The following is a 1,242-nucleotide window of genomic DNA, read 5'->3' as shown; positions in this document are numbered from 1 at the left end:
CCTGTCTGAGTCCTGGGATGACGTCTCTCTGGAGCGCGCATTTCTCAAGACCTGCTCTGTCCATAAAACTCAGCACAAACCCATTCCAAACTGGGCCTCGCTGCATCAGGAGCTCAAAAAACCTGGTCAAAAAGGCGTGACCCTCGAGCTGCTATGGCAGGAGTACGCTGAGCGCCATACAGGTTCCCACTACAGCTACAACCACTTCTGTCGGCTCTATAAAGAGTGGTCAGCCCTGCTGCAACCATCGATGCGTCAGACTCACATCGCGGGCGAAAAACTCTTTGTCGACTACTGTGGCCAGACCATGCCGATTGTCGATCCGCACTCCGGCGAGATCCTCTACCGGGCCCAGATCTTTGTCGCCGTGCTGGGGGCTTCCAATTACACCTTTGCCGAGGCCACCCGCTCCCAGCAGCTCGATGACTGGGTGATGAGCCACAAGCGCGCCTTCGAGTTCTTCGGCGGCGTACCGCAGTTGGTGGTACCCGATTGCCTCAAGAGTGCCGTCAGCGTGGCGCGCAAAACCGATCCGGATCTCAACCCCACCTACCAGATGCTGGCGGCCCACTTCGGTACGGCGATCATGCCCGCCCGGCCCCGCAAGCCGAAGGATAAGTCCAAGGCCGAGGTGGGTGTGCAGATCGTCACGCGCTGGATCCTGGCAGTGCTGCGTCATGAGGTGTTCCATAGCCTGGCTCAGCTCAACCAGCGGATCGCTGAACTGCTGACCCGGCTCAACCAGAAACCCTTCCAGAAGCTACCGGGCTGTCGCGCCTCACTGTTTGCCGAGCTCGATGCCCCGGCACTCAAGCCGCTGCCCACTTACCCCTATCACTACACCAAAGTGGTGTCGGTGCTGGTAGGTAAGGACTACCACGTCGATCTGGAAAAGCACTATTACTCAGTACCTTATGCCTTGCAGGGCAAGCGGCTGGAGGCTCATCTGGCCGAGCATACCGTCACCCTGTATCACACCGGCNGCCCGAGCGTCTGCTCGGCTGGGCGGCGTCCATCGGACCTTACACCACGCATTGGGTGGATGGTTTTATCCGGAATGTGGCGCATCCGGCACAAGCGGTGCGGCCTTGTCTGGCCTTGCTGGGGCAGAGCAAAACCTATGGCAAGGAGCGGCTGGAAGCGGCCTGTCTACGCGGTCACCTGACCGGCGCCAACCGGCTGCACAACATCCGCAGCATGCTCAAGAACGGCCTGGAGCAACAACCCATCGCCAACACGCGA

Annotated in this window: 1 pseudogene; it reads left to right on the top strand. The window is 60.0% G+C overall.

Going from position 1 to position 1,242, the window contains the following annotated elements:
* Positions 1–1,242 (top strand): annotated as a pseudogene (gene istA, locus ACYVG7_RS04535) (IS21 family transposase); the annotation flags it as partial.

The organism is Pseudaeromonas pectinilytica (assembly GCF_054780855.1).
The sequence above is the reverse complement of the archived record's forward strand: the minus strand, read 5'-3'. Positions and strand labels throughout refer to the sequence as shown.